Genomic DNA, 25155 nt, shown 5'->3' with positions numbered 1-25155 from the left:
CGGCTGGCGGCATGTCCCGTTCGGGCACGAAGTCGGGGCCCGGCATGTCCCGTTCGGGCACGAAGTCGGAGCCGGACAGGGCCTTTCTGGGTATGCCGTCCGCTTCCCTTCCGGACAGCATCGGGCCCGCACCCCGTGGCGGGATGCGGGCCCGATGGTTGGTCCGCGGCGACTACTTGGCGCTGGGCGGAGTGATCTTGATCTGTGCGGACTGGTTGCCGGTGAACGTCTTGGAGACCGTCACGCTCGTTCCGTAGCCCACCTTGTCATCGGCCGGGTTGCCCGTGCCGAGGGGGGTCACGAGGCCGAGATCCGCACCGTAGAACTGCGGCAACGGGTTGCCGTTCTTGTCGACGACCCGCGTGCTGTACGGAGCGTTGCCCACGGACGGCACGACCGTCGACGCGTCGGCGTCGCGGTAGAGCCACCGCTGCGCCGCCGGCAGGTCGGGGCGGTACTCGATGCCGGGGTACCAGCCCTTGTTGTCCGTGAAGGACTTGACCGCCGGCTGGGAACCGAAGGTGTTGCACACCTCACCGGTGAAGTCGGCCTTCGCCGAGCACTCCTTGAACGGGTAGGTCCCGAACAGGTTGAACGCGGCGTTGGAGGACTGCGGTCGGGACGGCAGGTTCTTCAACGTGCTCGGGTCCAGGGCCGCGTTGGCTCCGGTCCGTCGCAGTGGGTCGAAGTGGCTGTCGACGATGAGCAGGCCGCCCTTGGCGCCCTCACTGGGCAGGGTCGTCAGGTTGTTGAGGACGTGGTTGGCATCGCCGTACGACGTGTCGCGGTACCAGACGAGGGCACCGGGGGCGTTGTACTTGATCTTCTCGACCTTCCACGCGCCGTCCGCACCGAGCTTTCTGGTACGTGGTGTCGTAGGCGTACTGAAGCCCCTTGTCGAAGCCGTCAAGGTTGCGCCACTCGACCAGGTAGTACTGCGCGTAGTCGTTCGAGCCCGCGTCGAGGACCCAACCAGCACCGGTGGTGTCGGTCCAGGTGCCCACCTTCGCGGTCCAGCCGTTGTTGGCCTCAGCGTCGTCACTCCACACCGTTGCCGCCCCGTTGGTCAGGGACAGGTCGTCAACGAACCAGCCCTTGTCCTCGAAGCCGGCGTCGGTGGCGTAGAGCAGACGCACCTTGACGTTCCTGCCGGCATACGGCGTGAGGTTGGCGTAGTGGTGCGCCCAGCCGTCGGTGGCTCCGGTCAGGCCGTACTTCATGTTGCCGAAGTCCTTCAGCCGACCGTTGGGGTCGGTGTAGCCGTCCGGAGTCGTGACCTCGGCGCCAGCAGCGTTGTACTGCTTGAGCTGGGTCCAGGTGGTGCCGCCATCGGTCGAGACCTCGAGGAAGCCGTAGTCCCAGTCCTCCTCGATGTGGGCGTTGTTCCACGACCAGAAGCGGGCGTCGGTCGCACCTGCGGGGACGGAGACGTCACGGGTCAGGGTGTTCTTGGCCCATGACTGGTCGCCGCTGGAGAACCACATCGAGTCACCGCTGTGGGGCTCGGCGAGGGTGACGCGCTTGGCGGGGAGGTTGATCTTCACACCGTCCGCGGAGCCCTTGGGCGTGCGGCTGGTCTGGCCGACCTTGACTGCCCTGGGGTCGTCACCGGGGTTGATCTGGACCGGGTCGACCCAACCGAGGACCCACTTGTCCCAGAGGCCCATGTGGGTCGGCATCGACTGGAAGATCGGGCCCGAGTGCGAACCCGAGCTCATGAGGTCCCAGAAGTCGACGTCCGAGTCACCACCACTGGCGGTGTCGTAGAGGTCCGGAAGGCCGAGGTCGTGGCCGTACTCGTGCGCGAACACGCCGACCCCAGAGTCCTCGGGCTGGACGATGTAGTTCGACAGTCGCAGGTTCGTCCCGGGCACCGGAGCGCCACCGGCCACGGCCGACGAGTGGGCCCAGATGGCGTACGGGCCCTCGGCGCCGCCACCACCGGACTTGTCCTCTCCTGCGTGGACCAGGACGACGTGGTCGATGACACCGTCGGGCTCGAGGACGTTGCCGTCACCGTCGCGGTCACCCTGGTCCTCGATGTCGTAGTCGGCCCACGGGAAGTTCGGCTGCGCCTTCGCCAGCGAGGCGACGGCGTCGATCGGCAGCTGCCCGGGTCCGAGGGGGTTCGCCGGGTGACCCTGCATGTCCTGCACGGCGCCGACCTCCCAGACACCCTTGTCGTTCTTGTGGCAGGTGGACGCGCCGTAGTAGCCCTCGGAGTGCGGGACGGTGACCCACGGGGTCGCCGCACCACCCACGGTGTAGGCGTTCTTCGACATCTCCTCGTACATGTTCTTCATGGTGTAGCCGGAGATGTCGATGCCGGGCTTGCCGTCGGGGCCGGTCAGGTCCGGGCGGACGCGCTCGGTGATGCCCTCCTTGGTGTAGAGCATCTTGTTGAAGTGCTCCGAGGAGAAGTCCTTGACCCACATCGAGTTGTTGTCGGCGAGGGCGCTGTCAGCCGGGTTCGGGATCTCGTTGTGCGTCGGGCCGTTCTGGACGTTGCCGGGGACACAGGTCTGGGAGCCGTAGCCGTCCGGGACCATCACACCGCTGAAGTCGTCGTTCGCGCTCTCGTTGAACTCCACGAGGATCGTGAGCAGCTGGGCCTTCTGGGTCGACGTGGCCTGCTTGAACTTCTTGCCCTTGGCAGCCTTGATCGCCTTGGGGCTCTTGCCCGTCTTGATCGCCTGGGCCTCGAGCTTGGCCAGCTGCCGCGCAGCGACCGGGTTGCCCTTGGCGTGCTTCTTGTCGAACGCCTTCGCCTTGGCCATGGCCGTCTGCTTCTCGGCGGCCGACGTCTTCGACGCGGCCTTGCCGTTGACCTTCGCGGCCTTGTCGGTCCCGAAGGCGCTCTCCATCCGCGGAGCCACATAGTTGATGTAGCCCTGCGACGCAGCGGCGTCGGAGTCGGCACTGACCGGACCGGGGTTGGGGGCGGCAGCGACCGAGCCCGACCCAAGGGTCAGTCCGGTCGCGGCCAGTGCAACAGCGGGCGCGATTGCGAGGTAACGCCACCGCGCGCGCGAGGATCTGCGAGCTGTCATGTTTCTCCTCAAGGAACCGGGCCGTGGCCCAGGTGCCCGCGCTCCAATTGCACGGACTTCTGTGCATTCTGCCGCGCCACTCCCCACTAGGGAAGAAGTTTGCGACGAGTGGTCATCCCGAACCCCCCCACCCCTACCCAAAAGACCACCGCAGTATGCCGCCCACCCAAGCACCCGACCCCGCCCCCGACTCCGCGAAAAAGCCGCCATCCCGCGCTGCCGAGAAGTGGGTCGATGGGTCACGAAGGTGACATGCGGACAGCGCGTATGCCGGTTCGCCGCCGGCTGGGCCTGGCGGGAGCGCGGAGTGCGGTCTGCGCGCGCAGCGCGGATGGGACTGCGGCGAACCGGCATACGCGCAGGCAGCCCAACGGCATACGCAACACAGACGAGTCAGTCGAGCAGCGCGAGATCGGCTTCCGTGACCATGCGCGTGGACAACGCGTGCTCGACCAGGCGCGACTTGCGGTTGCTGGCGAGCTTGCCGGGACCCCCGTGCAGCCCTCGGGTGCCGGCGTCGGCCAGCTTCTGGCAGACGTTGTCGAGCTTGCGGTTGAACTTCGTCGTCGTCCAGCCGAGCCGCGCGGCGGCCTGGGCGGAGGAGGGGATCTGGCCCTGGCCGGCATACGACGTGCGCACGAAGCTTCTCGCACAACGCCACGATGAGCAGCTGCTGGTCGGGAGTCATGGAGACCCGCCCGACCGTGGTCTCGCCGGGCGAGTCCTCGGGCTCCAGCTCGGGCTCGGTGACGATCGACGTGAACGTCGCGTCGTCGACGGTGATGTCGAAGTCGTAGGTCGTCGGGCCGGCGGTGAACCAGACCGTGAAGGCCTCGAGGGCGAGCGGGATGCGGGCGCCGGGTGAGAGCCAGGCCTGGAAGAGCCCTTGGCGGTCGCCGACCGTCGCGGTGAGCGTCGAGCCGACGTTGGTGAGCCACCACAGCTCGTGCTCGCGGTGGACCTGCAGGAAGACGCGGTGGAGATAGGGGTTGTCGTCGATCTCGACGTCGGCGACGCGCCCGATCGTCAGGGGCGCATCGTCGGGCGCCCTGAACTCCTCGCCGCAGAACTCCACGGTCACTGCCATGGGTCAGCCTCCAGTCACGCACTTGATGGGTGAGTATGCCGAGGTAGCGCCGGCCGTGCGCGCCACTGCCACCTGCGCGCAGACGAGCGCGCCGGACTTGGCGGGGACCGTGTGCGGCAGCTTGCGCACCGTCGTGACCTCGGCCTGCGCGACGGCGGCCTCGCTGGTCGCGATCCGCATGCGATAGAAGTCGCCCTTGCGGACGCCGGCGTAGTTCCAGGAGAAGGCGACTCCCCCCGCGACCCCGCGACCGTCGATGGCCGGCTGTTCGGGGATGTCGACGACGGGCCCGCCGGGGCCGGACGTCACCGAGGCCGAGGGCGCGTCGGTCGCCACGTCGGTGGGCTCGTCCCCTCCGCGGAACCCGATCGCCCACACCAGGGTGCCGACGAGCAGGACCACGAGCACGCCGATACCGGCCAGGAGGGCGCCGCCGCTGATGGTCGTCGGCTGGGGGCCCTCGTCGGTCTCGGTCGTGGCCGGTCGGCTGGCGGGCGCGGGGGCGTAGGACTGGGCGGACGTCACCGTGGGCGCGCGGACACTCGTGCGGTCGGGGTCGGTGTGCTCCGGCGCGGCCTGACCCCTGCTGTCGGCGACGGTCGTGTGACCGGACTCGTCGAGGACGACGATCGGGGTGCGGGCGAAGCGCTGCTCCTGCTCGATGGCCTGGAGCGCGCGGGCGAGGTCGATGGCGGTCTGGGGTCGGGCGTCGGGCTTCTTGGCCATGGCGTGCCCGAGCAGTCGCTCGAGGCTCAGCGGGACGTCGGCCCGACCGGTCTGTGGCACAGGGGTGGCCCGGATGCGCGGCATGAGGGAGTAGGCGGAGTTGTCGCCGCCCGGCTGCTCGAACGGCGAGCGCCCGACCAGGAGGTGCCACAGGGTGGCGGCGAGCGAGTAGACGTCGCTGCGGGCATCGCCGTTGCTCTGCCCATAGAGCACCTCGGGCGGGGACCAGGGCACCGAGACACCCACGTCCTCGTCGTGCTCCTCCTGTCCGACCGCGCGTCCGGCGATGCCGAAGTCGGTGAGGCCGGGCGCGCCGTACTGGCTGATGAGGACGTTGGCCGGCTTGATGTCGCGGTGCGTGATGCCCGCGCGGTGCGCGGTCTCGACCGCACTGGCCAGCTGTATGCCGGTGCGCAGCACCTCCTCGACGCTGAGCCGCTCCCGCTTGGCCCGGGTCGCGAGGTTGGGCGGCGGGTAGTACTTCATGACGAGGTAGGCCCCGCCGTCGGGAAGCGTCTCGCTGCGGAAGACCTGGACGATGTAGGGGTGGTCCGCGAGCTGGGCCATGGTGTTGGCCTCGTCGACGAACTGCCTCAGGATCGTGGGCGTGAGCCCCTCTCGCTTGAGCACCTTGACGGCCACCGGCATGCGGGGCTGCTGCTGCTCGTAGAGGAAGACGTCGGCATAGCCTCCCGAGCCAAGGGGTTGGCGATAGACGAGGCCCGGGATGTCGGGGGCCGCGTCCGGTGCTGCTCGGGTCACTCGGAGACCTCGTAGGTGAGGGAGACCTCGTCGGCCAGGGTGAGGATGGCGCCGGGCTCGATGCCGAAGTCCTCGGTCGGTCGCAGCCGCACCGTCTCCTGCCCGGGCAGGGTGACGGTCGTGCCGTTGGTCGAGCCGAGGTCACGCACCAGCACGTGCCACCCCTCGAGGATGACCTCGGCGTGGTTGCGGGAGATGTCGTTGTCGCGGGAGGCGAGCCGGACGAGGTGGGGGCGGCTGCTCGGTGGGAGGTCTGCGTTCACCTTCGGCGCGCGGCCGAGCAGGATCCCGCGGTCCAGGGGCACGACACCGCCCGAGGACACCCGCAGCGTGCCGAGCTGGGGTCGGGGCGTCTGGAACGGCTGCTGCGTCGGGATGTCTCGCTCGCACACCCGACAGCTGCTCGCGTGCGGTGAGGAGTGGTGACCGGCCGGGCAGATGACGGCCAGGACGACCGGGCTGTCGGCCGGACCCTCGGTGCCGGGGGTCAGCGCACTGCGGTCCATCGTCACGTCGGGGGCCGGGTTCGCGGCCGGGGCACGGTCGGCCACCGCCGCAGGTGCGGGCTCGTCGACCGACGGCGCCTGCTGGGGAGCGGGGCCGGTCATGCCCCAGTTGTCGGGGCCGGTGGGCCCGTCGGCCGGATGCGGCTCCGGGACCGGGGCGGGCGCAGGTGACGGGACCGAGGCGGGAGCGGGTGCTGCGGGAACCGGCGATGGCCGGTTCGCCGGCGGGTCCGCCGGCGCCGCCTGGGCGGCACCAGCGGCCTCCTCTCCGGGAAGCGTGCGCCACGGAACGCTGTCGATCAGGGCCTTCTTGCCGGACTCGGCCACCGCGGCCGGGGGGATGCGTTGCGCCGGAGGGGATCCGGCGTACTCCTCGGAGGGCGGCAGGGTCAGGTCGGCCGGAGGCACCGGCAGGGCGACGGGAGACGCCTCGGGCACCTCGGGGGCGACGGATTCCTCAGCGTGCTCCGGCTCCGCGTCCACGTCCGGCTCCGCGTCGACCTCTGGCTCTGCTTCAAGCTCCGCCTCGACGTCGGCCTCGGACTCGCTGGCCGCAGCCGCCTGCTGCTCCACGGGTTCGGGTTCGGGCCGGAGGTCCGGCTCCGGCTCCGGCGCGGGCTCCGGCTCAGTCAAGGGCTCGGGGTCCGGCTGGGGCGTGGGCACGGCGACGCCGACCGGTCGACCCAGCCGGGTGGGACGGCGCCAGCCACCCTTCGGACCGTCACCCAGCTCGATCGCCGCAGCGTCGAGATCAAGGTCTCGCCACGGCATACGCCCGTCTGCGGTGACGGCAGAACCGTCGGCGCGCACGGCGGCCTCGCCGCGCACGATCACTCGCGACTGCTCGCCGGAGACGTCGACGAGGGCGAAGTCCGGCAGGGCCCGGAGACCGTCACGACCCAGGGCTTCGAGCACCTCGACGAGGCCCGACTCCAGCGGACCGCGGAGCTCGTCCGCGACGACCGAGGGCCCCCGGACGATCAGGTGACGGTCGTCGGCGGACAGCGCCACCCACCCGACGGCGGGCTGGGTCGTGACCTCGGTGCTGCTCACTGCGATCGTCCTCAGGTCGGCATCAGGGTGTGACGGGGAGCCGTGTCGGCCTCGTCACTGTCATCTTCGTCGGAGTCGAAGGCGACGACAACAACACTGATGTTGTCACGACCACCGGCCTCCACGGCGGCCCGGCAGAGCGCGTCCGCGGCCTGCTGGGGGTCGTCGTACTTCTGCAGCGCCACCATGATCGTGCGGTCGTCCAGCTCGTTGGAGAGGCCGTCGCTGCAGAGGACGAAGCGTTCGCCCGGGTGCGGCGGGAAGACCCACACGTCGGCGTGGGGCCCCGGCTCGGTGCCGAGCGAGCGCGTGATGATGTTGCGGAGCGGGTGGCGCAGGGCCTCGTCGGCGGTGATGAGTCCGGCGTCGACCATCTCGCGGACCTCGGAGTGGTCCTGGGTCACCATGCTCATCCGGTTGCCGAGGAAGCGGTAGACGCGGGAGTCGCCGACGTTGAAGACGATCCAGTGGTCGGCGCCGCCCGCGTCGACGACCGTGAGCCCGGCGACGGTCGTGCCCATGCCGGTCTGCTCGGGGTGCTGCCCGGCGGACTCGAGGATGCGGTCGTTGGTGCGGCGCAGCAGCGCGACGACGTCCTCGGAACGGACGTGCTCACGGGTGTTGAGCTCGCCGAGGCACTGCACCGCGATCTGGCTCGCGACCTCACCGGCAGCGTGACCACCCATGCCGTCGGCGATGGCGTAGACGCGACCCTCGGCGATCAGGTTGTCCTCGTTGTGGGCGCGCACCCGGCCGACGTGGGTCGCCGCGCCCGAGCGGATGTGCACGTCCGGACCCGTGAGGGAGGCGTAGTGACGGCCGCTCACGCGCCGGCTCCGCCCGCGGGGGTCACCCGCGCGGTCTCCATGGCGTCCTGGACCTCGTCGTAGTCACGCTCGGAGTCGGGACCGGCGATGCGGCCGGTGATGCGGACGAGCTGGGTGACCTCGCCGGCGTCGACGGACGTGAGGAGGTGCACGAGGTAGACGGGCTCGCCGTCCTCGATCCAGGAGACGTTGAGGCCGGTCCAGCTCCGGCCGTCGAGGTCGACGACGAACGTCGGGTCGGCCTCGCCCTCGTCGTGGCCCTCGGCCTCGACGACGAGGTCCTCGACGAGGTCGTCGGGAGTCGCGTCGCGCGACGTGTGCACGTATGCCGTGAGCCGCGGTGCGAGGTCCCCTCCCCTGCCGTGGACGGCGCAGAAGAGTGCGTCACCACCGGGTTCGACGACCCAGCCGTCGGGCAGGGCCAGCTCGATGGTCGGGAGCTGCGGGCTGAGCGCGCTCGGGTGGCCCACCGTGGGCATCGGGGCCACCTCCAGGCGGTCGTGGGAAGCGCCCTCGCCGGGCGCCGTTCAGAATCCGAACCAGCCTAGCCCTGCGGTGCTGATGAGCACGATGGGGAGAACTCCCCGTTCAGCCGTCCGAGGACTCGGGCTGGTCGGCCCACCAGGTGCGCAGCCGGCCGGCGGCGGCCTCGGGTCCGATGGGGCCCTCGTCGAGGCGCACCGACAGGAGGAACTTGTAGGCGCGGCCCAGCACGGGCCCGGGGCGGATGCCGAGCACCTCGGCGATCTGGTTGCCATCGAGCTCGGGGCGCACCGCCGCGAGCTCCTCCTGCTCGAGCAGGAGGTCGATCCGACGCTCGAGCTCGTCATAGGTGCGCGACAGCCGCTTAGCCTTGCGGACGTTGCGGGTCGTGCAGTCGGCGCGGGTGAGCCGGTGCAGCCGGGGAAGGAGCGGCCCCGCGTCGGTGATGTAGCGCCGCACCGCCGAGTCGGTCCACTGCCCGTCGCCGTAGCCGTGGAAGCGCAGGTGCAGCTCGACGAGCCGCGACACCGCCTTGACCGTCTCCTTGTCGAACCGGAGCGCCTTGAGCCGCTTGGCGGTCAGCTTGGCACCGACGACCTCGTGGTGGTGGAAGCTGACCCCTCCCGCGGGCTCGAAGCGGCGCGTCGCCGGCTTGCCGATGTCGTGGAGCAGGGCCGCCAGGCGCAGGACGAGGTCCGGCCCCGGCACCGACTCGGGCGGCCCGTCGGCCGGACCCTCGAGGGCGATCGCCTGCTCGAGGACGATGAGCGAGTGGTCGTAGACGTCCTTGTGGCGGTGGTGCTCGTCGACCTCCAGCTGCAGCGCCGGGAGCTCGGGCAGCACCTGTGCCGCGAGCCCCGTCGCCGTGAGCAGCTCCAGACCCGCCCGCGGCCGCGGAGCGAGCACCAGCTTGACCAGCTCGTCGCGGACGCGCTCGGCCGAGACGATCGTGAGGCTGGCCGACATGGCCTGCATCGCGGCATACACCTCAGCAGCCGGGACGACACCGAGCTGGGCGACGAAGCGCACGGCCCGAAGCATCCGCAGCGGGTCGTCACCGAAGCTCACCTCGGGCGCAGCCGGGGTGCGCAGGACGCCGGCCTGGAGATCGGCCAACCCTCCGTGGGGGTCCACGAACTCCAGCGACGGCAGGCGCAGCGCCATCGCGTTGACGGTGAAGTCGCGGCGGACGAGGTCCTCCTCGAGCGACTCGCCGAACGCCACCACGGGCTTGCGAGTCACGCCGTCATAGGCGTCGGCGCGGTAGGTCGTGACCTCGACGACGGTCTCGACCCCGCCCTCGCGTCGACGGGCGCCGATCGTCCCGAACTCGCGACCCATGTCCCACGTCGCGCTCCCCCACGACCGCAGGATCGCCTCGGTCTCGTCCGGGGAGGCACTGGTCGTGAAGTCGAGGTCCGGAGGGGTGCGGTCGAGGAACGCGTCACGCACCGGACCGCCCACCAGGGCCAGCTCGTGACCCAGCTCCACGAACCTCGCGCCGAGTTCGACGAGCAGCGGCAGCACCGGTGCGAGACGGGCGACGGCCTGCTCCATGAGCGCGGCCGGAGGTGGGGTGTGCGGTGGGGTGGGTGACACGAGTGACAAGAGTAGGTGCATCAGGGTGCGTGGTTAGAGTGACCAGATGAGCCATGCCGCAGCGGAGCCGCCCCGGGTGACCCGGCGGCTTCCTGCGGTCGAGGAGCGATCGGCGGGCGGTGTCGTCGTCGACGTGCACGACGGGGAGGCGCGGATCGCCGTCATCGCGCGCCGCAACCGCGCCGGGCGGGTCGAGTGGTGCCTGCCCAAGGGGCACATCGAGGGAGCCGAGACCCTCCCGCAGACCGCCGCCCGCGAGGTCGCGGAGGAGACCGGCATACAGGGCAAGGTCCTCATCGAGCTCGGCACCATCGACTACTGGTTCGCGGTCGGTGACCGGCGGATCCACAAGTACGTCCACCACTACCTCCTCGAGGCGGTCGGTGGTGTCCTCACCATCGAGAACGACCCCGACCACGAGGCGATCGACGTCGCGTGGTTCGCGCTGCGTGATGCGCACCGGCACCTCACCTTCCCCAACGAGCGCCGCATCGCCCGGATCGCCTGGCAGCGGCTCGCCGGAGACTGAGCCGGGTCGGGGTCCCCTCCCCGCCTAGGATGGGCGCCACACTGAGCGGAAGGGGCACCCGTTGGAGGGCGTCGGACCGGGAACCACCCTCGATGGGCGGTACACCACGCAGCGCAGGATCGAGCAGCGCCACGGAGGCGAACGCTGGACCGCTGACGACACGACCCTCGGGCGCTCCGTCGTGGTGCTCTGCCTCCCCGACGGGGACCACCGTGCCAGCGCCCTGCTCGACGCCGCCCGCCGCGCCGCCGGTCTCGAGACACCCACGCTCCACCGCGTCCTCGACGTCGGTCGCGAGAGGGGCGTCGCCTGGGTCGTGGAGGCTGAGAGTGCCGGCGCCCGTTCGCTCGCCCAGCTCGTCCAGGAGGGTGGGCTGCCGGCCGACGAGGTCCGCCGCATCGTCGGCGAGGTCGCGACCGCCCTCGAGTCGGCCCGCCAGCGTGGCCTGCACCACCTCGACCTGCGCCCCGAGGACGTCCTGCGCACCCTCGACGGTGAGGTGCGCGTGCGTGGTGTCGCCACCACGGCCGCCCTGCTCGAGCTCGACGACCTCGAGTCCGACGACGCGTCCCGTCGCGACGCCATCGGCGTGGTCTCCCTGGCGTATGCCGGCCTCACCGGTCTGTGGCCGGGTGAGGGTCAGACATCGCTCGGGCCCGCTCCGCGCGTCGTCAACGGGGTCGCTGCCCCGTCGGAGATCGCGGCGGGTGTGCCGCGAGACCTCGACGCGTTGTGCCGCCTGACGCTCGGTGAGGACCAGGGACCGACATCGCCGGGTGACTTCGCCCGCCAGATCGCCCCCTGGCCCTCACGCCAGGTCGCCGGACGGTCCACCATCGCGACCACCGGTGCCGTCGACCCGCGTGTGCCGTCTGCGCTGACCCCGGCCGCCCTCGCTCCGTCCGCTCGCCCGGAATCCTCGGCCCCTGCGGCTGGCGCGGCCTCCGCGGCTGTGCCGGCTGTGCCGGACGAGCCGACCGCGCCGCTCGAGCCGGTCGAGCCGGTCGAGCCGGTCGACAGCAGGGAGTCGGACGAGATCCCCGCGGAGGACGTGCCGACCAGGGTCATCGACCGTTCCGGGCTCGGAGATCCCTCGCCCGACGAGTCCACCCAGACCATCGAGACCACCCCGGTGACCGAGGCGATCCCGGTGGCCGGCGCGGCCGGCGGGGCTGGCGGGACCCCACGCAGCCGAGACCTCGACGGCACCGCCGAGCTGCAGCCGGTCCGGCCCGCTCCTCCCTCGGGCGATGACGACCCCGGGCCTGGCCCTGAGACCGGCGCCGGGCCGGACGACGACACCCCTGCCCGTCCGGACGATGCCGCCGGCGAGTCGCCTCGCTCGACCCCAGGTCCCAACGCCGCAGCGGCCGCGAGCGCTGCGGCAGCTGCCTCCGCTGCCGGCGCAGCCATGGCCGGGGCGGGCTCGGCCGTGGCCGGCGCCGTGGGCCGAGTCGGCTCACGCGTCGGGTCCCTGGGCCGCCAGGTGGGTGACCGGGCGGCCGAGAAGGCCGCCGAGCGCCGCGGGTTCCGTGAGCGGGTCACCGGCCCGAACGCTCCCGGACTGACACCTGACGGCGAACGCCTGCGGCCCGGCACCGGGAGGGACGCGTTCCTCGAGGCACCTGCGCCCCTCGTGCCCGCCCAGCCGCTCAACCGGCGCGAGTCCAAGCTTCGCGCTCGGCATCGTCGCTGCGTTCCTCGTGCTTGCTCTCGCCTTCGGTGTGCGCGGAGTGATGCAGATCGGCTCCAACACCGACCTCGACTTCGGTGGCGTGCCTGACCGGGCCTCGACTCCCAGCGCCACCCGCAGCGCCACCCCGACCGGCTCGGGCACCGCCAGCCCGAGCGCGACGACCGGTGAGCCGCTGCAGATCCTTGGTGCGGACGGCTTCGACCCCCAGGGCGACGGACGCGAGAACGGCACACGGGCGCCTCGTGTCTTCGACGGCAACCCGTCGACCTCGTGGCAGTCCGAGGGCTACTCGTCCGCCGAGTTCGGCGGGCTCAAGCAAGGGGTCGGCGTGAGCGTGGACCTCGGCCCCAACGTCGCCGCCCGCTCGGTCACGCTGACCCTGACCAACGAGGCCGACGTCGCGGTCTACATCAACGGAGAGCGCTCCCTCAGCGCCGCGACCAAGGTGGGCGAGAAGTCCGGGGTCGAGGGCCCGGTGACCTTCCCGGTCAAGGCGGGCACCCAGGGTCAGTACGTCATCGTCTGGTTCACCGGGCTCACCACCGACAGCACCGGCCGCTACCGCGCCCTTCTCGGCGAGGTCGAGGTCAAGAACTGACATGGGCGATCTCGAGGGCGCTGACGACCGCGCCCTCATGGCCCGACACGTCGCCGGCGACGCCGAGGCCTTCGGTGAGCTCTTCCGCCGGCACCGTGACCGTCTCTGGGCCGTGGCCGTGCGCACGACCGGCGACCGCGAGCTCGCTGCGGACTGCGTGCAGGAGGGCTTCCTCAACGCCTTCCGCCGTGCCGGGTCCTATCGCGGCGACGCGGCCGTCTCGACGTGGCTGCACCGGATCGTCGTCAACGCCTGCCTCGACCGGCTCCGACGCGAGCGGGACGTGCTGCGCCGAGCCGGTGATGCCGCCGACATCGACATCATCGACACGCACGACCGGCACGGCGAGGCCGAGACCGGGCTCGATGTCCGAGCGGCCCTCGCCCGGCTCCCGGAGCACCAGCGCGTCGCCCTCGTGCTCGTCGACATGCACGGTATGCCGGTCGCGGACGTCGCGGAGCTGCTCGAGGTCCCCGTGGGCACCGTGAAGTCGCGCTGCGCCCGCGGCCGGTCGGCGCTTGCCGAGCTGCTCGGCCGGCCGCAAGAGGGCGCCGCCCGGGAACCTGAGGCCACGTCGTGACGTCCTACCGAGAGTGGCCTGTCCTCCGGCGTCGACTCCCTGATGCCGGAGCGGTCAGTACGAGACCTGGGATGAGGAGCTGGTGGTGAGCACGCCGGACGACGAGCTGGACCCGACGGGGATGCGCGCGCTGCTGCGTGGGCTTCCGGACCCGGGGCCGATGCCCGACGACCTGGTCCGTCGGATCCACGCCTCGTTGGCCGAGCAGCCCGCGCCCGAGGGCGACACCCACCCGTCTCGTGACGCGGTTTCACGTGGAACGCCGAGCTCCACGCGACGGTCCTGGTGGGGCAGGCACGCAGGTCACGCCGCAGTCGCTGCGGTCGTCCTTCTCGGGAGCGGAGCGCTGGTCAGCGGACAGCTGGGCCTTCTCGACCGGCAGTCGGGCTTCGAGAGCACCGCTGGGGGTGAGGTGTCCGACAGTGCAGCGAGTGACGCCGAGTCCTTGACCGGGTCGCCACCCGATGGGGACGCCTCCGGCCCCCAGAGCTCGGAACTGACCACCACTGGCAAGCTTCTGCGGGACGCCGTTCCGGGCGCGGTCGTCGTGCGGCAGTCGGGGCGTGTTTACACGTCTGCCGGCCTCGCCACTCAGCTCAACGCTCCCGCGAGCGCACCTCCCGTGACCCCCATGACGGCCGAGGCCCCGAGCATCGGTCCGATCGGCACCGAGCTCGGGGTGCGCTCCTGCCTGGAGGCGCTCGGCCTCCCCCGCGCCACCGCCGCGCAGGTCGATCTCGCGGTGTTCGACGGGGCACCCTCAGCGGTCGTCATCGTGACCGTGGGAGGTGAGCGGACGGCATACGCCGTCGGTCGGGACTGCACCACCGACAACCCGTCCGTCCTCGACGGCCCGGTGGCCCTTCCCTGACCGCGGGTCGGGCCACCTGTCGGGAACACCGAGCGCCTAGGATCAGTTGCATCGTGACCACCGCATGTAGCGGTTGGTCCCCACCACAGCCACAAGGGACGGTGTTCGTGAGCTCCTCCGCCGACGCGACCGTGATCGCGACCGACGACCAGGACGTCCGCAACGTCATCATCATCGGCTCCGGCCCGGCGGGCTACACCGCTGCCGTGTATGCCGCCCGCGCCAACCTCCAGCCGGTCCTCTTCGAGGGAGCCGTCACCGCAGGCGGTGCCTTGATGAACACGACCGAGGTCGAGAACTTCCCCGGCTTCCGCGACGGCATCATGGGGCCGGAGCTGATGGAGCAGATGCGGGCCCAGGCCGACCGCTTCGGTGCCGAGCTCGTCACCGACGACATCGAGTCGGTCTCGCTCGACGGCGAGATCAAGAGCGTCGTCGACAGTGAGGGCCGCACCTGGCGGGCCCGGGCGATCATCCTGGCCATGGGTTCGGCCTACCGCGAGCTGGGACTACCCGACGAGAAGCGACTCTCCGGTCACGGTGTCTCGTGGTGTGCCACCTGTGACGGCTTCTTCTTCCGCGACCAGGACATCGCCGTCGTCGGTGGCGGTGACTCCGCCGTCGAGGAGGCCACCTTCCTCACCAAGTTCGCCCGGAGCGTGACGATCGTGCACCGGCGCGGCGAGCTGCGCGCATCGAAGATCATGGTCGACCGGGCGATGAGCAACGACAAGATCAGGTTCGCCTGGAACAGCGAGGTCGCCGAGATCCACGGCGGCGACAAGCTGTCCGGTGTGACCCTGCGTGACACCACCACCGGCGCCACGAGCGAGCTCGCGGTCACCGGCCTGTTCATTGCCATCGGCCACGACCCGCGCAACGAGCTGGTCCAGGGTGTCGTCAACCTGGACGCAGAGGGCTACGTCCTCGTCGAGGGGCGCTCGACGCGCACGAACCTGCCCGGTGTCTTCGCCTGTGGAGACCTCGTCGACCACACCTACCGCCAGGCCATCACGGCGGCGGGCTCCGGCTGCGCCGCCGCCCTGGACGCGGAGCGCTTCATCGCGGCGATCGAGCACGAGGACGCTCCCGCCCGCGACGCCGCTCTCATCGCGACGCTCGTCGCGCCCTGACCACTCCGTCCTCACCCACCCTCAAGCCCTCGACCCCAACCCAGGAAGGACCCCAGCCCATGGGAGCCACCCGCACCACCGATGACGCCTCGTTCGAGGCTGACGTCCTCAAGAACAGCAAGGTCACCCTCGTCGACTTCTGGGCCCCCTGGTGTGGTCCCTGCAAGGCGATCGCCCCCGTCCTCGAGGAGATCGCGCGCGACCACGCCGACACCCTCGACGTCGTCAAGCTCAACACCGACGAGAACCCCGCCGTCACCGGCAAGCTCGGCATCACCTCGATCCCGACGATGCACGTCTACAAGGACGGCGAGATCGTCAAGACCATCGTCGGCGCCATGCCCAAGCCCAAGCTCCTCCGCGAGCTCGAGCCCTTCCTCGCCTGACACCCCCTGCAACGAGCGAAGAGCCCCGGTCGACGACCGGGGCTCTTCTACATGTGCCGGACTTACGAATAGCGTTGCAGCACAACACAATTGGCGGGATGACCCCGAATCGAGCGCAGCGAGCACAAGCCCGTTCGTCGCTGGCTGGGCCTGGCGGGAGCCGGGAGCGCGCTCAGCGCGCGAGCGGCGGATGGGACTGCGGCGAACGGGCTTGTGCACGCGAAGCGGGCAGGGAGGAAGGCGACCGACGACGCGGTAGGGGAGGTCAGCTGGGTGATCGGAGATGCATCGTGTCGAGGATCCGGTTCAGGTCCTCGACCGAGGCGAACTCGATGGTGACCTTTCCCTTGGCCTTGCCGAGGGCGATGCCGACGCGGGTCTCAAGGCGGTCCGAGAGGCTGGCGGCGAGGTCGTCGAGCTGCGGGTGGCGTCCACCGGCACGGGGACGACGCCTGGCCGGCTTCTCGTCCTCCACTCCGAGGGAGACGATCTCCTCGACCGAGCGGACCGAGAGACCCTCGGCGACGATGCGCTGGGCGAGGCGCTCCATGGCTGCGTTGTCCGAGATGCCGAGGAGGGCGCGGGCGTGTCCGGCGGAGAGGACTCCGGCGGCCACGCGGCGGGCCACGACGGGAGGCAGCTTGAGCAGGCGCAGGGTGTTGCTGATCTGGGGCCGCGAGCGACCGATGCGAGTGGCGAGCTCCTCCTGGGTGCAGGCGAAGTCGTCGAGGAGCTGCTGGTAGGCAGCGGCTTCCTCGAGGGCGTTGAGGTTGCTGCGGTGCAAGTTCTCCAGGAGCGCGTCGCGCAGGAGGTCGTCGTCCTCCGTGGCCTTGATGATCGCTGGGACGGTGTCGTTGCCGGCCCCCCGGCTGGCCCGCCAACGGCGCTCGCCCATGATGAGCTCGAACTCGACACCCTCGGGGACGTCGGGGGTATCCGTCGGGATCGGACGGACGACGACGGGCTGGAGGACGCCGATCTCACGAATGCTGTGGACGAGCTCGGCGAGGTCGTCCTCGTCGAAGACCGTGCGTGGCTGGCGAGGGTTGGGGCGGATGGCGTCGAGCGGGAGGTCCGCGAACCGGGCACCGGGAACGCTCACGAGCTCAGGGCTGTCCGCGGTGGTGGCCAGGGACTGCTGATCAGCGTTGGGGCCGCTGACCTGCGACGACGCGTCCCCTTCAGTGGTTTCATCAGCCTCCGGGCTGCCGGTGGAAGCTGGGTCCGACGTCGGACGCGCAGCCGGGTCGACCGCTCCCGGCCCCACCTCTTCCGAGGGACGCTCCTTGAAGAAGACATCGGTGGGGCGATGGGTCGTGCCGCCAGCACCGGGTGGGATGAGGGCGCCGAGTCCGCGGCCGAGGGCACGTCGCTTGTCGCTCATGAGCGATCCTCACTGTTGTCGGCGGCGTTCTGCGCTGCCATCTCGGAGGCGGCCTCGAGGTACGAGAGGGCGCCGCTGCTGTTGGGGTCATAGGTCATGACGGTCTGGCCGTGGCTGGGCGCCTCGGAGATGCGGACCGAACGCGGCACGGAAGCCTTGAGCGTCTGGTCGGGAAAGTGACTGCGCACCTCGTCGGCGACCTGGGCCGAGAGCCGGGTGCGCCCGTCGAACATGGTGAGCAGGATGGTCGACACATGGAGGTTGGGGTTGAGGTGGTCGCGGATCAGCTCGATGTTCTTGAGCAGCTGTGACAGCCCTTCGAGCGCGTAGTACTCACACTGGATCGGGATGAACACCTCACTCCCGGCAACGAAGGCGTTCACGGTGAGCAGCCCCAGGCTGGGCGGGCAGTCGATGAAGACGTAGTCGAGGGTCTGCCCCTGCTCGGTGAGCTCGGTGACGTACTTCGAGACCGCTCTCTGCAGTCGGGTCTCCCGCGCCACCAGTGAGACGAGCTCGATCTCTGCGCCGGCCAGGTCGATCGTGGCCGGGGCACAGAACAGGCCCGACACGTCCGGGCACGGCTGCACCACCTTGCTCAGCGGATCGCCGTCCACGAGCACGTCGTAGATGCTCGGCACTTCGGCGTGGTGGTCGATGCCGAGCGCCGTGCTTGCGTTCCCCTGGGGATCGAGATCGATGACCAGCACCGTCGCGCCGGCCTGGGCCAACGCTGCTGCGACGTTCACCGTGGTCGTCGTCTTGCCGACCCCACCCTTCTGGTTCGCCACGGTGAGCACGCGGGTCTGCGCCGGGCGAGGCAGTTCTCGACCCGTGAGGGTCATCCGCTTGCGGGTGTCCGCTGCCACCGCCTGGGCCAGGGGCGTGTCCGATCCAGCAGCGGGAATGTCCGCCACGTCCCCCTCCTGCACGTCGCGGGACACGCGGTCCAGCGCATCGGCCGCCTTCTCCGACTCGGTCGGAAGCGTTTCACGTGAAACGTCGTCCATACTCTCAGCCACTGTCACCGTCACCGACTCAGTCTCCCCCGACGAGCCGTCACCTCCGACCAGCGACTCCTCCAAACCGGCGCTCGGCCCAGGAGTCGCCGAATCGGCGGCCGTTTCACGTGAAACATCGCCCCGGTCGACACCGTCCGGACCGGGCCACCCCAACGGAGCTGATACGGATCCGGGGAGGGCTGGGAATCCCAGCCCGGGGGTCACGCGGCGTACGGCCTCGACTGCCATCGTCGGGATCCACCTCACGGTCGTCGGTTAGGAACACCCAATCCAAACCCAACCACCCCCGACACGCCAAACCCCGAACACCCCACGTCGCGAGTTCCGCTCACAGCACAACGTTCCACCTGAAACACGACGTGGAGCGGGCGTCCGTAGTCGCCTCCGTGGTGGTTGTCCGTGTCGCCGCAGTCCCATCCGCGCTGCGCGCGTAGACCGCACTTCGCGCTCCCGCCAGACCCAGCCAGCGGCGACACGGACAACCACCCCTCCACCCGGTCACCTGCCGCTGTAGTCATGTTTCACGTGAAACGGCGTGCGCTCCGTCTCACCCCATGCGTGCCAACTCGCGGTATGGCTCCATCTCCCCGTGACCTCACAGCGCGGCCACCGACTCGTCATGGCGATGACGAGTCTTAGAAGAGGGGAGGAGTTTGCGGGAGGACTCCGACAACACCCAAGGTGACGTGTCGCGTCAACTGGACCACGGCGAGGGCTGGGAGCCTAATGGGAGCACGCAGGAGCGGTGATCGAGACAGGGCGGAAGAGTTCACCAACGGGACCACGCTGGCAGGTGGGTAACGGGAGCAGGGAAGTGCTCGTTCGCCGCTGGCTGGGCCTGGCGGGAGCCGGGAGTGCGCTCTGCGCGCGAGCGGCGGATGGGACTGCGGCGAACGAGCACTTCCCTGCGACCCCAAGGACGCAAAAGAAAGCGGCCCCGGTCAGAAGAGAACCGGAGCCGCAACAAAGAAGGGTCAGCGCTTCTTCTTACCCTCGGTGACGCGGGTTTTGGGCTGGAAGGTCAGATCCAGCGTCAGGGTGGGTTCGTCGAGGACGGCGGATCCGTGGGAGGTGATGGCGTCGGCCACGAGGCCGAGCTTGTTCGAGCTCGCGCCGGTCGGCGTCCAGCTCCTCCTGGGCGGAGCGGCCCTTCATGGCGACGACGGTCCCGCGACCGTCGAGGAGGGGCACGCACCACCTGGCCAGCTTGGCGATGCGGGCAACGGCCCGGGCGGTGACCCAAGGCGCAGCGAGGACGCCGGCGAACTCCTCGGCGCGGCCACGGTGCACCGTGACGTTGTCGAGTCCGAGCTCACTGATTGTGGAGGTGAGCCAGTCCGTGCGGCGCTGCATCGGCTCGACGAGGTGGATGTCGAGGTCAGGGCGGGCCAGGGCCAGGGCGACCCCGGGCAGGCCAGCGCCGGAGCCGACGTCGATGAGCTTGGCGCTGTGGGGGAAGGCGTCCTCGATGACGGCGCAGTTGAGGACGTGCCGCTCCCAGAGTCGGGGGACCTCACGCGGTCCGATGAGGCCGTGCGTCACGCCGGTGTCGGCGAGGATCTCGACGAATTGGGCGGCGGACGGCATACGGTCGGCAAAAACCGCAGCCGCACCTGAAGGTGCGGCTGTGGGGATGGCGCTGGTGGTGTCGCCGTGGGCGGTCACCGTTTCACGTGAAACATCGCTCACGCGGGCAGGACCACGACGTGACGTCGGGGCTCGACGCCCTCGGACTCGGAGGAGAGGCCGGCTGACAGGACCTCGTCGTGGACGACCTTGCGCTCGAACGCGGTCATCGGGTCAAGGGCGACCTGCTCGCCCGACTCCTTGACCGACGCGATGGCCACCTTGGCGACCTCCACGAGCTCGGCGCGGCGACCGGCGCGGTGGCCGGCGACGTCGAGCATGAGGCGGCTGCGGTGGCCGGTGGCCGACTGCACCGCCAAGCGGGTGAGCTCCTGCAACGCGTCGAGGACCTTGGCGTTGTCACCGACGAGGCGCCTGGGGACGCGGCCCTCCTCGGAGTCGACGATCGCCACGGCCGCACGGTCCCCGTCGATGTCGACGTCGAGGTCACCGTCGAGGTCGCAGATGTCGAGGAGGTTCTCGAGGAAGTCAGCAGCGACCTCCCCCTCCTTCTCGAGGTCGGCGGGCGCCTCCTTGGCCGCGGCGGTGTCGGTGGTGTCGTCCACAGCGTCCTCGCCGCCGAGGTCCGCATCCGGCGCGCTGTCAACCTCGCCGTCGCCGGTGGCGTCACCGATCGCCGGTGTGTCCGTGGCCGTGGTGGCGGCCTCGTCCACAGCGGTGGCTTCGGCAGTCTCCTGGTCGGTCAGTTCACTCATCTGGTCGTTCCTCTCGTGGCGGCAGACGTCTGGGTCCGCTGATCCGGCGCCGCATCGTCGCAGGTCAGAGCCCTGATACGGCAGTTGTGGTCTCAAGCGTTGGTCTGGGGCTTCTTCTCGGCAACCGGGCCGGCGCCACTCTTCTTCTTGGCGCGCTTCTTGCCCTTGGGCTGGACCCGCTGGCGGGTCCGTTCGGCTGCCGCCTCGGCCTCGGCAGCCTCTGCGGCCTTCCGCTCGGCCTCACCGGGGATCGGCTTCCCGCGCTTGGCGAGCCGTTCGTGCAGGGCCTTCTCGGCGGCGGAGCCCGGCGCCGGCATCTTCCGGATGACGTAGAACTGCTGGACCATCGACCAGACGTTGGTGGTGAACCAGTAGAGGAGGACACCGATCGGGAAGTTGATGCCGGAGACCGCGAAGACGATCGGCATGACGTACATGATCAGCTTCTGCTGCTTCGCGAACGGGTTGTCGAGCGCGGATGCCGGCATGTTCTTGGTCATCAGCTGACGCTGCGTCAGGAACGTCGTGGCTGACATGAGGATGATGAGGATGACCGTGACGACGTAGGTCGCCGTGTTGTTGGCGCCGAGGAAGGTGTCGGAGAGCTGGGCACCGAAGATCGTCGCCCGCTCGGCCTGACCAGCGACCTCCTGGGTGATCGGCCCGATCTTCTCCTGATCACCGGCGCCGATCTCGTCGAGACCGTTGAGCACGCGGAAGAGGCCGAAGAAGAAGGGCGACTGCACGAGGATCGGGAGGCACGAGGAGAACGGGTTGGTGCCCTCCTTGCGATAGAGCCCCATCGTCTCCTGAGTCATCGCTTGACGGGACTCAGGGTCGTTCTTGCCCTTGTACTTCTTCTGGATCTTCTGCAGCTCGGGCTGGATCAGCTGCATCTTGCGGGAGGCGTTGATCTGCTTGACGAACAGCGGGATCATCGCGGCGCGCATGACCAGGACCAGACCGACGATGGACAGGCCCCACGCCAGGCCGGACGCCGGGTCGAGGCCGATCGTCGTGAGCGCTTGGTGGAAGCCGTACATGATCCATGCGACGAGAAGCTCGATCGGGTGGATCAGGCTGTTGAAGAAGTCTCCCATGCTGTCCTTTGGTCAGTCCGGCGTCTCTGCCGGGATCGGCCCACACGGTGGTGCGGATGTGTGGGTCAGGTGGTGGTCTCGTGGGGGATGTGGCGCGCGATGAGCTCGCCGTCATCCGGTTCTCCGGGCAGTGCTGGCACGTGGTCGACCCCGCCAGCAGACCAAGGGTGACATCTGCCCAACCGCCGGAGCGTGAGCCAGGTTCCCCGGAACAGGCCGTGGCGGCCCAGGGCGGTCACGGCATACGCCGAGCAGGAGGGGTAGTAGCGGCAGGTGGCCGGCAGCATGGGTGAGATGACGAGCTGGTAGGCGCGCACGAGCCAGACGAGCGGCTTGGCAGCGACCTGACCCAGTGTCACTGGGTGACCTCGAGTCGACGAATTGCCTTGTGCAGCAACGATTTCAGCGCTTCCGAGAAGCTCAGCGAACGTGGCCTGCGCGGAGGCCGGCTGAGCCCGGACGACGATGTCGACACCCGCCGGTATGCCGGCCAGCTCGCTGGCCATCGCGGCGCGGAGTCGACGCTTGGTCCGGTTGCGCACGACCGCGTTGCCCACGGCCTTCGACACGACGAAACCGACCCGCGGCGGAAGTCCCGCACGAGAGCCGGTCACGTTGGCGTGCACCACGAGGATCCTCGATCCCGCTCGCATCGCACCAGGGGCACGGATGGCCGACGCGAAGTCCGACCGCTGACGCAGTCGGTGCGGCGCCGGCAGCACCGAAGCCTCAGGCGGAGAGTTCGGAGCGGCCCTTGCGGCGACGGGCACCGAGGATGGCGCGACCCGCACGGGTGCGCATGCGCAGACGGAAGCCGTGGGTCTTGGACCGACGACGGGTGTTGGGCTGGAACGTACGCTTGCTCACGGGAAATCTTCTCTCACGGGACGGACCCATACGGACAAAAACCGCATGGTTTGGGGCTGTCTGGGTCGTGCTGGCTCAGAGGCTGTGGGCAGGCGTCAACGGCCGCCACAACAGGCCTGTCAAAGGTACGTGAGGGCGGCATACCGGGTCAAACTCGCCGAGGGGAAGCGCTCCGGGCAGAGAACCGCCTATGCTCTCACCTCACGGTGTTCCCGTTGACACGACACGCGGGGCGTTCCGCGCACCCGATGGTTCGGGACCACGTTTCGGCTTGCCGCAGGGCCACCCCCTTGTTAGCGTCACCCGGCATACCCACAGTCTGTGGAAAACTCTGTGGACATCCTCGTTCCACGCACAAGTGACACTGAAAGGTCTGGGTGATCAGGTGCCGGATGTCGGGATGGACCAGATCTGGCGCACCACCCTCGACGCGCTCGACTCTGACGGAATCCCTGTCCAGCAGCGCGCCTTCCTCTCGCTCGCCAAGCTCGTGGGCCTGCTCGACGAGACCGCCCTCATCGCCGTCCCCAACGACTTCACCAAGGACATCGTCGAGACCCGGCTGCGCGAGCGGGTCACCGAGACCTTGAGCAGCCAGCTCGGCCACGACGTGCGCCTCGCCGTGACGGTCGACCAGTCGCTCGCGGACGTGCCGACCCAGCTCCCGCCCCACGACGCCGGGGCGGAGAGCGACGACCAGGTCCCGCGCACCACGACGAGCGGGACCGAGCCCGGGCCGAGCGACGGCGACGGGCGCCGGGCCAAGCGACGGGCCGAGCTCGACGGCATCGCCCTGGTGGAGGACGACGAGGACGACGACGACGGCCGCCACGACGGCTCGGTCGCGAGGAGGCGATCACCCGGTGCACTGCGCCCCCGCCCGGGAGCCGCCGTCCCCGAGCAGGTCGAGCTGACCCGGCTCAACCCGAAGTACACCTTCGACACCTTCGTCATCGGGGCCTCCAACCGCTTCGCCAACGCGGCCGCCCTCGCCGTCGCGGAGACGCCGGCCAAGGCCTACAACCCGCTCTTCATCTATGGCGAGTCCGGCCTGGGCAAGACGCACCTGCTCCACGCGATCGGCCACTACGCCCGCAACCTCTTCCCGCACGTCAAGGTGCGCTACGTGAACTCCGAGGAGTTCACCAACGACTTCATCAACAGCATCCGCGACGACAAGGCCGCGAACTTCCAGCGCCGATACCGCGACGTCGACGTGCTCCTCATCGACGACATCCAGTTCCTCCAGGGCAAGGTGCAGACGCAGGAGGAGTTCTTCCACACGTTCAACACCCTCCACAACGCCAACAAGCAGGTCGTCATCACGAGCGACCTGCCGCCCAAGCTGCTCAGCGGCTTCGAGGAGCGGATGCGCAGTCGGTTCGAGTGGGGCCTCATGACCGACGTGCAGCCTCCCGACCTCGAGACCCGGATCGCCATCCTGCGCAAGAAGGCCGCCCAGGAGAGGCTGAGCGTCCCCGACGACGTGCTCGAGTTCATCGCCTCGCGCATCACCACGAACATCCGTGAGCTCGAGGGAGCCCTCATCCGGGTCACGGCCTTCGCCAGCCTCAACCGTCAGCCGGTCGACATCTCCCTGGCCGAGATCGTGCTCAAGGACCTCATCCCGCACGACTCCGCCAACCAGATCACGAGCGCGACGATCATGGCGCAGACGGCCGCCTACTTCGGTCTCACGCTCGAGGACCTGCAGGGGCAGTCACGCTCCCGGGTGCTCGTCACGGCCCGCCAGATCGCGATGTACCTGTGTCGTGAGCTCACCGACCTCTCGCTGCCCAAGATCGGGCAGCAGTTCGGCGGCCGTGACCACACGACCGTCATGCACGCGGACAAGAAGATCCGCCAGCTCATGGCCGAGCGGCGCGCGATCTACAACCAGGTCACCGAGCTGACGAACCGGATCAAGCAACAGACCCGCTGACGGTTCCGTCCGGTTGTCCACAGATCTTCTCTGTGGACTCCTCCGGTTTCCGGGCCTTGTCGAGACCTCCTCGTGTCCTCAACCTTTCGTCGTCCACAGGTCTATGCACAGCTGTGGGCACCTCGTCACCCGTTCGACACCTTGGCCCGCCCGTTGAGGTCCCACCAGTGACCATCCACGGGCTGTGGAGAACTCTGTGGAGAAGGCCCCTGTGGACAACCTGGGGACTCCCCGACACGGCGCGTCATCCCCAGGTCCTGTGGACAACTGTGGACAACCGCCTGATCGGGGTGGACGAGAGGTGTCGGCCCCGTGGACGGGACCGGACGCCGCCGTGGCCGTCAACAGGCATGACGCGTGGCTCCACACCCCGTCCACCGGTCATCCACCGGACCGGCGAGTCCCTGACCTGCAGTGACACCGTGTTGTCCACAGGATCCACACCTCCTACAACTCTGACGAGATCCCCCTATCAATTGTCCTGCCCCGAGCACCTGCCTGTGGAACCCCCATCCAAGAGGCCGCTCACAACGGGACGAAGGGTCGGCTGATGACAACTTCCGGCTCGGGTGTCCCCGCCCTCCTCTGTGCACTAATGTCATCTTTCCCGCA

At 69.6% G+C, this 25155-nt stretch carries 22 protein-coding genes and 1 pseudogene; 8 read left to right on the top strand and 15 right to left on the bottom strand.

Translation table 11 applies throughout. The annotated features are described in order from the left end of the window. Nucleotides 1–172 precede the first annotated feature (172 nt). From ACZZ98_RS08595 to ACZZ98_RS08560, 8 genes and pseudogenes are all read right to left on the bottom strand, one after another. The gene (locus tag ACZZ98_RS08595) at nt 173–637 is read right to left on the bottom strand and encodes a hypothetical protein (RefSeq protein ID WP_463515843.1); all 465 of its coding nucleotides are present in this window, start codon (nt 635–637) and stop codon (nt 173–175) included. 88 nt (nt 638–725) lie between these two features. Continuing rightward, a complete protein-coding gene (locus tag ACZZ98_RS08590) occupies nt 726–3050 on the bottom strand; it encodes an immune inhibitor A domain-containing protein (RefSeq protein WP_463515842.1) in 2325 nt (774 codons plus the stop codon). A gap of 393 nt (nt 3051–3443) precedes the next feature. After that, nucleotides 3444–4137 (bottom strand): annotated as a pseudogene (locus tag ACZZ98_RS08585) (FHA domain-containing protein). A gap of 3 nt (nt 4138–4140) precedes the next feature. After that, nucleotides 4141–5625, bottom strand: a complete 1485-nt coding sequence (locus ACZZ98_RS08580) for a serine/threonine-protein kinase (protein WP_463515841.1) — start codon at nt 5623–5625, stop codon at nt 4141–4143. Beyond that, entirely contained in the window at nt 5622–7184 is a 1563-nt protein-coding gene (locus tag ACZZ98_RS08575; protein WP_463515840.1) for an FHA domain-containing protein, read from the bottom strand. The genes ACZZ98_RS08580 and ACZZ98_RS08575 overlap by 4 nt, the downstream gene beginning before the upstream one ends. A gap of 11 nt (nt 7185–7195) precedes the next feature. Continuing rightward, nucleotides 7196–8011 carry a PP2C family protein-serine/threonine phosphatase gene (locus tag ACZZ98_RS08570; RefSeq protein ID WP_463515839.1) on the bottom strand — a complete coding sequence of 272 codons (816 nt, stop codon included), beginning with the start codon at nt 8009–8011 and terminating at the stop codon, nt 7196–7198. Further along, nucleotides 8008–8490, bottom strand: coding sequence for a hypothetical protein (locus ACZZ98_RS08565; protein ID WP_463515838.1), 483 nt, complete (start codon nt 8488–8490; stop codon nt 8008–8010). Before ACZZ98_RS08565 ends, ACZZ98_RS08570 begins: the two co-directional genes overlap by 4 nt. Nucleotides 8491–8599: 109 nt before the next feature. Then, complete coding sequence (locus ACZZ98_RS08560) at nt 8600–10051, bottom strand: CCA tRNA nucleotidyltransferase (protein WP_463517748.1); 1452 nt, start codon at nt 10049–10051, stop codon at nt 8600–8602. A gap of 88 nt (nt 10052–10139) precedes the next feature. Here ACZZ98_RS08560 and ACZZ98_RS08555 point away from each other — a divergent pair, with 88 nt between their 5' ends. The 7 genes from ACZZ98_RS08555 (at nt 10140) to trxA (ending at nt 15886) form a co-directional block, all read left to right on the top strand. Then, on the top strand, nt 10140–10622 hold the full coding sequence (locus tag ACZZ98_RS08555; protein ID WP_380086477.1) for an NUDIX hydrolase: 483 nt from the start codon (nt 10140–10142) through the stop codon (nt 10620–10622). Between the two features lie 61 nt (nt 10623–10683). Next, entirely contained in the window at nt 10684–12405 is a 1722-nt protein-coding gene (locus tag ACZZ98_RS08550; protein WP_463515837.1) for a protein kinase family protein, read from the top strand. Next, the gene (locus tag ACZZ98_RS08545) at nt 12359–12916 is read left to right on the top strand and encodes a hypothetical protein (RefSeq protein WP_463515836.1); all 558 of its coding nucleotides are present in this window, start codon (nt 12359–12361) and stop codon (nt 12914–12916) included. The genes ACZZ98_RS08550 and ACZZ98_RS08545 overlap by 47 nt, the downstream gene beginning before the upstream one ends. Before the next feature lies 1 nt (nt 12917). Beyond that, a complete protein-coding gene (gene sigM / locus ACZZ98_RS08540) occupies nt 12918–13496 on the top strand; it encodes an RNA polymerase sigma factor SigM (protein WP_463515835.1) in 579 nt (192 codons plus the stop codon). A gap of 85 nt (nt 13497–13581) precedes the next feature. After that, the gene (locus tag ACZZ98_RS08535) at nt 13582–14367 is read left to right on the top strand and encodes a hypothetical protein (RefSeq protein WP_463515834.1); all 786 of its coding nucleotides are present in this window, start codon (nt 13582–13584) and stop codon (nt 14365–14367) included. A 101-nt stretch (nt 14368–14468) separates the two neighbouring features. Continuing rightward, a complete protein-coding gene (trxB, locus tag ACZZ98_RS08530) occupies nt 14469–15500 on the top strand; it encodes a thioredoxin-disulfide reductase (protein ID WP_463515833.1) in 1032 nt (343 codons plus the stop codon). Between the two features lie 59 nt (nt 15501–15559). Beyond that, the gene (gene trxA, locus ACZZ98_RS08525; protein ID WP_380086472.1) at nt 15560–15886 is read left to right on the top strand and encodes a thioredoxin; all 327 of its coding nucleotides are present in this window, start codon (nt 15560–15562) and stop codon (nt 15884–15886) included. Nucleotides 15887–16151: 265 nt separating this feature from the next. Here trxA and ACZZ98_RS08520 read toward each other — a convergent pair whose 3' ends face one another. The 7 genes from ACZZ98_RS08520 to rpmH form a co-directional block, all read right to left on the bottom strand. After that, nucleotides 16152–17270, bottom strand: coding sequence for a ParB/RepB/Spo0J family partition protein (locus ACZZ98_RS08520; RefSeq protein ID WP_463515832.1), 1119 nt, complete (start codon nt 17268–17270; stop codon nt 16152–16154). Beyond that, complete coding sequence (locus tag ACZZ98_RS08515; protein ID WP_463515831.1) at nt 17267–18187, bottom strand: ParA family protein; 921 nt, start codon at nt 18185–18187, stop codon at nt 17267–17269. The genes ACZZ98_RS08520 and ACZZ98_RS08515 overlap by 4 nt, the downstream gene beginning before the upstream one ends. A gap of 1092 nt (nt 18188–19279) precedes the next feature. Beyond that, the gene (gene rsmG, locus ACZZ98_RS08510; RefSeq protein ID WP_463515830.1) at nt 19280–19981 is read right to left on the bottom strand and encodes a 16S rRNA (guanine(527)-N(7))-methyltransferase RsmG; all 702 of its coding nucleotides are present in this window, start codon (nt 19979–19981) and stop codon (nt 19280–19282) included. Continuing rightward, a complete protein-coding gene (locus tag ACZZ98_RS08505; protein ID WP_463515829.1) occupies nt 19978–20634 on the bottom strand; it encodes a Jag family protein in 657 nt (218 codons plus the stop codon). Before ACZZ98_RS08505 ends, rsmG begins: the two co-directional genes overlap by 4 nt. Nucleotides 20635–20726: 92 nt before the next feature. After that, a complete protein-coding gene (yidC, locus tag ACZZ98_RS08500; RefSeq protein ID WP_463515828.1) occupies nt 20727–21734 on the bottom strand; it encodes a membrane protein insertase YidC in 1008 nt (335 codons plus the stop codon). Between the two features lie 65 nt (nt 21735–21799). Continuing rightward, nucleotides 21800–22456: a membrane protein insertion efficiency factor YidD gene (gene yidD, locus ACZZ98_RS08495; RefSeq protein WP_463515827.1), complete on the bottom strand. Its 657-nt coding sequence runs from the start codon at nt 22454–22456 to the stop codon at nt 21800–21802. Between the two features lie 7 nt (nt 22457–22463). Beyond that, on the bottom strand, nt 22464–22601 hold the full coding sequence (gene rpmH, locus ACZZ98_RS08490; protein WP_040884819.1) for a 50S ribosomal protein L34: 138 nt from the start codon (nt 22599–22601) through the stop codon (nt 22464–22466). A gap of 400 nt (nt 22602–23001) precedes the next feature. Here rpmH and dnaA point away from each other — a divergent pair, with 400 nt between their 5' ends. Then, nucleotides 23002–24543, top strand: coding sequence for a chromosomal replication initiator protein DnaA (dnaA, locus tag ACZZ98_RS08485; protein ID WP_463515826.1), 1542 nt, complete (start codon nt 23002–23004; stop codon nt 24541–24543). Nucleotides 24544–25155: the final 612 nt, after the last annotated feature.

The organism is Knoellia sp. AC549, from assembly GCF_979258975.1.
Note: the sequence above shows the minus strand (reverse complement) of the source record. Positions and strands in the feature narration are given on the sequence as shown.